At 57.6% G+C, this 7,733-nt stretch carries 5 protein-coding genes and 1 pseudogene; 1 reads left to right on the top strand and 5 read right to left on the bottom strand.

The genetic code is table 11. The features are described 5' to 3' along the window. Positions 1-155 precede the first annotated feature (155 nt). The 5 genes from metK to EN935_RS14425 all read right to left on the bottom strand — a co-directional run bounded on the left by metK (position 156) and on the right by EN935_RS14425 (position 7,099). Entirely contained in the window at positions 156-1,331 is a 1,176-nt protein-coding gene (gene metK, locus EN935_RS14405; RefSeq protein WP_063169265.1) for a methionine adenosyltransferase, read from the bottom strand. A 57-nt stretch (positions 1,332-1,388) separates the two neighbouring features. Then, on the bottom strand, positions 1,389-2,726 hold the full coding sequence (gene glyA, locus EN935_RS14410; RefSeq protein WP_063169266.1) for a serine hydroxymethyltransferase: 1,338 nt from the start codon (positions 2,724-2,726) through the stop codon (positions 1,389-1,391). 37 nt (positions 2,727-2,763) lie between these two features. Next, entirely contained in the window at positions 2,764-3,108 is a 345-nt protein-coding gene (locus EN935_RS14415) for a helix-turn-helix domain-containing protein (RefSeq protein ID WP_082826567.1), read from the bottom strand. A 1,056-nt stretch (positions 3,109-4,164) separates the two neighbouring features. Continuing rightward, positions 4,165-6,099, bottom strand: a complete 1,935-nt coding sequence (locus EN935_RS14420) for an HrpF/NolX family T3SS translocon protein (RefSeq protein WP_127373394.1) — start codon at positions 6,097-6,099, stop codon at positions 4,165-4,167. A gap of 301 nt (positions 6,100-6,400) precedes the next feature. After that, positions 6,401-7,099 (bottom strand): secretin N-terminal domain-containing protein, encoded by a 699-nt coding sequence (locus EN935_RS14425; RefSeq protein ID WP_024505367.1) that lies wholly within the window; start codon positions 7,097-7,099, stop codon positions 6,401-6,403. A 193-nt stretch (positions 7,100-7,292) separates the two neighbouring features. Here EN935_RS14425 and EN935_RS14430 point away from each other — a divergent pair. Further along, positions 7,293-7,733: pseudogene (locus tag EN935_RS14430) on the top strand (nodulation protein NolB); the annotation flags it as partial.

The following is a 7,733-nucleotide window of genomic DNA, read 5'->3' on the forward strand; positions in this document are numbered from 1 at the left end:
GGGCGATGATGTCGACAATGGCATTGCCGATGCAAAGCACGTCATAATCCGGCATCAAAATCTCCGCCAAAACCCGAGCCGGCTTCTTGCCACGCCGGCCGGGCGTGGTCTCGCGAGTTGAAATGGGTTGCCGCATGCGCTTGATCCAGCCGCCCTCACGCAGCTGCCGGTCCGGCTTCACGCAGCAAATCGTCAGCTTTGTCCGTCTTCTCCCAAGTGAACTCAGGCTCTTCACGCCCGAAGTGTCCGTATGTCGCCGTCTTGCGGTATATCGGCCGTAAGAGATCAAGCATCTTGATGATGCCTTTCGGTCGGAGATTGAAAACCTCGAGAACAAGGCGCTCGATCCTTTTTTCCTCGATCCTTGCGGTTCCGAAGGTATTGACCATGACAGAAACCGGACTGGCCACGCCGATCGCGTAGGCAAGCTGAACCTCGCAGACCTCCGCAAGGCCGCTGGCAACGATGTTCTTCGCGACATACCGGGCGGCATAGGCCGCCGAGCGGTCAACCTTGGATGGGTCCTTGCCCGAAAAGGCACCGCCGCCGTGACGCCCGGTCCCACCGTAGGAATCGACGATGATCTTCCGTCCTGTGAGGCCGCAGTCGCCGGCAGGCCCACCGACCACGAACCGCCCTGTTGGGTTGACCAGAAATCTGATCCCCGAAGTATCCAGGTGGGCCGGCAGGACCGGTTTTATGATCTCCTCAATGACGCCTTCGCGGACCGTGGCTTGTGAGACCGCTTCGTCATGCTGCGTTGACAGGACTATGGTATCCAGCGCCACCGGGCGGAGCCCTTCGTAGCGTACCGACACTTGAGATTTCACGTCCGGACGCAGCCAGCCAAGCTGTCCCGCTTTCCGGACCTCGGCCTGTCTTTTCGTCAAATGGTGAGCGAGTTGGATCGGCAGGGGCATCAATGTATCCGTCTCGTTGCATGCGAATCCAAACATGATGCCCTGATCCCCTGCCCCTTGCCCGAGATCCTGCCCTCGTCCTTCATCAACGCCCTGGCTTATGTCGGGCGACTGCTCGGTGAGGGCCAGAACGACGGCGCAACGTCGACCATCAAAGCCAATCGCATCATCGTCGTAGCCAATATCGAGTATCGTATCGCGGGCGACTTGGCTGTAATCGATGTGGGCATGGCTGGTGATCTCGCCAGCCACAACGACCATCCCCGTCTTCACCAACACTTCACAGGCGACGCGCGCCTTCGGATCGGTGCGCAGGACCGCATCGAGAATGGCATCGGAGATGTTGTCTGCCATCTTATCGGGGTGTCCCGCGCCGACGGATTCGGAAGAGAACACGAACTGCCTGGTCATAAAAATGCCCTCGCTTCAAGTGCTGGAGTTAGTGAGGAGTTTCTGGATTGGGGTGGCTTATCGGTCGGGGATGCCGGGAACATCGAACGCAGTGCAGAAGTCGGCAACGTCTCTTCGTACGCTCGCATGAACTTCCTGGTCATCGGGCTGGCGGCAGACCGAGTCGATGAAAGCGGCGATCTGCACCATCTCCGTTTCGCGCATGCCCATGGACGTCACCGCTGGTGTCCCTAAGCGGATGCCGCTTGTCAGCGCCGGATGCCGCCGGTCGCCCGGGACCATATTGAAATTCGCAATGATGCCTGCACGCGATAAGCGCTCCGCATAGGCTTTGCCTGACAGCGACCGGTCCCGAAGATCAAGGATCAGCATGTGATTGTCAGTGCCCCCGGTGACGAGTTCATAACCTCGCTCCAGAAGTGCCTGGGCCAGAGCCTTGGCGTTGTGGACGATCTGCTGACCGTAGACACGAAAGGACGAGTTCGCTGCTTCCTGCAAAGCGACGGCAAGCGCGGCGATAGTATTCATATGCGGTCCGCCTTGCAGAAGAGGGAACACGGCGCGGTCTATACGTTTGGCCAGATTGTGTTTGCTCTTCGGATGATGGAGGGGCTGATAACGGTCTTCATTCCTTGATAAAATGAAGCCACCCCGGGGACCGCGGATCGACTTGTGAGAGGTGCTGGTGACCACATCGCAATGGGACACGGGGTTCGGATGCACTCCTGCGACAACCAGGCCGCAGATGTGGGCGATGTCAGCCACCAGATACGAGTTCACCTCCGAAGCAATTTCGGCCATTGCCGCGTAGTCAAAAATACGCGGATAAGCAGTTCCGCCGACCCAAATTAGCTTCGGGCGTTCCCGCTTGGCGGTCTCGCGCAAGTGGTCATAGTCAATTTGCTGTGTCTTTTCGTGCAGCCTGTACGGGACGCGCTGATAATCGCTGCCGGAAAAATTGACGGACCAACCGTGAGTCAGATGGCCGCCTTCGGGTAAAGGCAAGCCCATGACTTTGTCACGGGGGCTCAAAAGCGCGCGATAGACAGCCTGGTTGGCTGGCGAGCCTGAATAAGGCTGGACGTTGGCATGTTCACTGCCAAATAGCGCTTTCAGGCGCTCGATCGCGAGGGTCTCAAGCTCATCGACGATCTCGTTTCCGGCGTAGTAGCGCGCACCGGGGTATCCCTCGGCATACTTGTTGGTGAAAATCGACCCGGTCGCTTCCAACACCGCCGAGGAGGCAAAGTTCTCGGAGGCGATCAGTTTGAGAGTTGTCCGCTCCTGACGCTCCTGTCTTAGAAGCAGTTCGTGAACGCGGGAGTCGACGGCGGCTAAGTGAGGCCGCCCGTAAGTGTCGGGCTGCGCGATGGCGCCGCCGGCGGAGTTATCCATGGTAGTCGCGCTCCATTTGGACTGATCTATTTCACGATCAAGCAGGCGGTCCCTTCAACCGCGCGTCTTGTATTGCTTCCAGGCGTTGTAGGTCTCTTTTATGATGGCCATCATCGTGGGGCAGGAGATCGACCACCAATTGAGCCAGCTCGCCATCCTTGCCTCCTGCTTGCATATGGTACGAAGACTGCGGACGTTGTTCGTTGCAGCAAAGAAAGTTGGCTCTGACCAGCCGCCGAACGTGGCGTCGAACCTGCTCGCGAGGCAGACCGGTAATATCGGCCAGCTCGCCGACGGTTAGATCCGCATGCGCGCAAAGGCCCAGGATTCGAAGGCGATCAAGATGCGCTGCCGTCCTTAGGCGATTTACCAGTGTCAACATTGGTTAGCATCAACCCGGACGGGATGCAGCAAGCCGCTAGCCCTTCTATCCCCATCAATCCGCATGAGACCTCTCTCGTCATTTGCTGTAAATCCGCTGGTATGGATGCTAATGGAAGATAGATCACAGTCCTTTCTACGACTAAGACGCCAGATATTGGGGCTAATGTACCACCTGACAGGAGACTACACTCACGAACATTATGTGAATTTTTTTTAACGTTGCTGAGAATCAAGGGGGAGGTTTGGCGAATGTCTCGCCGTCGACTGTCGAATCCTGCCCGACGGGATTATAGGGTGCGTAGCCTGCTTGTCCTTTCCACATGACCAGCGACGATGGGGCGAAGGCGGCAGACATAGCTCTGGAGCATGCTGCGGTATCTTTGGCCTGAAGCCGAGGAAGGCGGACCGTGGCTTCCGCGCCGCTGCCGGGAGCCCGCGAACAGGCCAAGTGGATCAGCCGGGTGTTGCCGTCATAGAGCGTGAGACCCAAAGCTGGCCAGCCGCGCCCTGAGGCTGACGCACCGCTCAGCGTCCACCTTGCTCTCGAAGCCCATCGGCATAGCGCCGATAACGACTTGACCGCGTGCGTGTCGACGAGCGATCGGTGAGCGCAAGGATCGAGGGTGCAGTGCAGGATAATGCTGTTTTAAATCAGCGCTGTTTTCAGCCGACTGCCTTGAGCGTGGCACGAGGATATAGGCCCAAGGCAGGAGATCATCGTCTGCTGTTCGGGAGGCCGCCCTGGGCGCGCGACAGCCGTTCCTTCGGCTGCGCCGCTCCGCCACCATCCGCGCCGTGCCTTCCGGAGACCATTCCCGCTACCGGCCGGCGCCCGTGAAAACCTCGACCCGGCGCACCGGCTCGAGATGGCTGGGCTCAGCGTAACTCTGAAGTCGTCATATACCGAAGTCTTCACAGACTTCGGACATCCCCCTCACAGTCCGATCCAGATGGCGTCAGGAACACCGCTTGCGTTGATGCGGATGAACCCCTGCTTGTGCCACAATGACCCTTATGTCAGCGCGCGAGCCAAAGCTTCCGCGCAAGGCGACGGCTAGGATAAGGCAATGCCGACGAAGGGCACATTGCTTGCCACACTCTGGAATGATGGCATGCTCGGAAGGCCTAGGCTTTGCTCAGGGCCGCCTGCAAGGCGCGCTTTGAGGTTATTCACATAGCCTTCTGCGTAGTCCTGCGCCGTCGAGACCGAAAGATCAATGCCTGCCGCCAAGGCCTCTTCCATCAGGTGCTTTACGAGCCCATTTCGAATGGCCAGCTTGACCTCGGGGCCTGCGATAAGGCCGATCGCCTGCGCGGCCATATTGAGGCCAGCTTCCTCCAGCGCTCGCTTCATATCGCCTCCGTTAATGGCCGTACGCAGGAGATTGGCTGCTTGCGACTCAGCCTCGAGAACCATCGAGGCAAGATCGGCTACTTGTCCGAGGCCCGGAATGAAGCTGAGCAGTCCCACCGCCGTTGCCGCCAAGTCGAGCACTTTCGTCTCGATTTTGAGCACGGAGTCGACGACGTGCATGACGGCCCCGCCGTTCTTTTTGGCTGACTTAATGTCAGGCTGGTCCATCAGGCCCATCTTCATGTCCGCGACGGCATTCTGCTCTTCTGCGGTTTGGGCGACGTGGGTGATTGGCTGCTGAACGTTGCGGTTCGCAGACGACATGTTTGTGCAAAAATGGGCAAAGTCTTTTTTGCTGATATTGCCGGAATCAACCGTATGCCCGCCGCCAAAGTCGAAGAATTTATGATGGGTCTTATAGCCCGTGATCGAATTGTTCAGGAGGCCAAACAAAAGAGGATCTGAAAGGAGCTGAGAGGCTGCTTCCCGCACTTTCGGATCAAGGCTCTTGTCGTCTTTCATTTTCGCCAGTTTGTCGCGAGTCAGAACACCGCTTCCAAAGAACGTGTCCTGATGGTCCTTGATCATCTCGACCGTATTCAGCTCAGTTTGCGTGAGGCTCATCGACGATGAGGCGACTTGCAGGAAATCCTCTTTGTGCATCTTCCCTTTCGAGCCACCGCACAACTGGTTCCAAGCATCGGGGTGATCGAGGAAATATTGCGCCGCCGCAATGACCTGGGGCGGAAATTTGCCGTTTTTCGATTCGCCGCCGACCATTTTCTTGAACTCATCCAGACTCAGGTCCTTGGACAGATTTTCGGAGTACCGGTAAAACTCCCGCAAGGCATCGCTCAAGGTCATGACCGAAGGCTGCAAACCTCCGCTGCCGTCGGATGGTATGTAGTTCTGCTCGTAGCTTCGCGCTTGGGCTTCCTGAAATGCAGCAACTTGTGGGTGGTGGTTTGAAAATCCGGCCAAGTCCTTGGCGTTGATCTTGCCTCCACAGCGGCCGTCGCCCTGCGAGCCAATCGCATAAAAAAGTCCCGAATCCTGCTGCAGTCCCTGGATCGCCGCTTTCAGATCCGGTGGCGTAGAGGGATCATTGGCTTTGTCGGTCAACGACTTCCAAGTAAGCGGGCATTGGTCCTTGTGACGGTTGAGTACCGCAACAATCTGCAACTCAGCCGTGGTCAGCGACCCACCGTTCCACGTGATTCCGGGGCTCGGCCTGGGAGCCGGCTCGATCTTCGGAGTGACGCCGAGCAGATGTTGGGCTTCAGTCGCCTTGGAGCGTTGCGATTGGTCCTCCTTGAGAGCCGCCCTCATATTTGGCGGCAGCAGATCCAGTGGGTGTTGCTCCAAGCCATTCAATGTCAAGACATCCGGTGCCAGATGGCCCAAAGGGTCCTGCCGCAATTTATCCATTGTCGAATCAAGATTCGACGCTGGCAGATCCCCTTGCGCGAAAGAGCCGGGCTTGTCTGCCAGCACACAAGTGGACAGCATCGCTTCGAAGCACGATGCACTTTGCTGATGCTGGGTCGCAAAATGGGAAACTTTCAGGCCCGGCCAACCCCTTGCGGACTGTAGCGAATTTGAGCGGTAGAAAGTTGAAAGATTACTGGCCGACATTATGCATCCTCAGACGTGACGTTGAAATCCCCACAAGAGACCCCGACAGAAGATCCCTTGCGTTTCACAAAATTCGACAATTCCAAGCGTCGGCAGGTCACGAATGCGCCTGCCCTGCCTTCAATTGCTGTGTTCCGGGCCGGCTCCAAGGTTCGGTCCAACACAATGGCCGGAGTCACCGCGAGAGCTGCCGGGACTCATCATGAGCGGATTAGCTTTCGAGAAACTGACGAGTTTGCGAAGAGTTCACAAAGGGGTAGCCGCAGTCATGTTCTTCAGAGCTGCGGGAAATCCTCAATGTTCATTTCTTGCCCAGCTCAGGCTTCCCGCCAACGCTATCCTGTTGTGGGATGTCAGAAGAATAAGAAGCATCCGGTCGTCCGTCGCGAACGACCGTAGTGGAGGAGCCGCGAAACAAGATCAGCACTGATTCCTTTGGCGTTGCCGCTATGTGAGTCTGCGCCTGCGCCTGCGCCACCAAGCCGTTAAAGGTCTGCTCCACGAGTGCGACGAAGCGCGGTGGACCGGAAACGAAGACGAGGCCATTGCCTGGCACGGGTTTGACCACATAGCGCTCGTCGGAGATATCAAGCTTGTCGAGAGCCCCCTTGAACGCATCGAAGCGAATCGACGTCATCAAAAGCATTCGAGTTTGCGATTCTTGTGCAGCAGACACATAGAGCACAAGGCCGTCATAGTACCATTGTAGACCGTAAAGGTTCGTCAAGCGGTCGAGGAACGCGCGCGGTGGCAAATCAGGCATACGTCCGCGAATTCGCCCCTTCACCGCAGGACTGATGTTGACCCTGATATTCAGGTTGTTGCCGAATTCCTGCAACGCTGCAGCGAGCTCCTGATCCAGAACCGTGTATCTATAGGGTGTCGCCGGAAGGGACAGCGGGACTGCATGCGCCGGGTGAATCCCGGTGGACAGAAAAAACCCGGCACAAAGAAGTCTCAAAACATGCAGGGTGACGGGTTGGATAAGCGTTCTCGGCATGTCGCACTGATAAACCAAACGCTGAAATCATCACAAGTGACTAAATTGCCGAAGAGATTTTAGATTGTCGAAATGACGCCGCCGTTAGTCAGCTTGTTGTCAGCTTGCCCCCCTAGGAGTGTTGCGCCGACACCGGGTGATGAATGGGCGGGGCTCGCCCGGTCAGAGAGAGCAACCGAGTCCTTACATGATGATGCCTGTCACGTCGATCTCTGCCACTCTAACGGCTGGCCTCCCCAGGGTCGGATCACCGTCGATTGTCGAGCAGGCCCAGTTTGAGCGCGCCTTAGGGCATGCAGCCGACTCGCTGAAAAACGATGCCGCCGCGGGGCCAGCGAGTGCGGCGCCAGTTGCTGCGGCGATGGATGTTCAGCGCGCGGCTGCGCCGACGAGCGGCATGGGCGATCGCGTGTTCAGACGATTTCCTCCCTATATCCACACAACACTGTTTCCTTCCCCGCGCTCGACCATGACATAGCCCTTTCGAAGGGCGCTCTACCGGGACCGGCGCAGAAGCTTCCCGTTCCAGGTGAGGCGGGAACCGGAATCTCGGGCATTCCCCAACAAGGGCAAGACTTCGAAACGATGATGGCTGGTCTTCGGGATGTTTACAACGGCGTCAACCAGGTGGCGC

Origin of the sequence: Mesorhizobium sp. M7D.F.Ca.US.004.03.1.1, assembly GCF_003998635.1 — a bacterium.
In the GTDB taxonomy this organism is placed as follows: domain Bacteria; phylum Pseudomonadota; class Alphaproteobacteria; order Rhizobiales; family Rhizobiaceae; genus Mesorhizobium; species Mesorhizobium loti.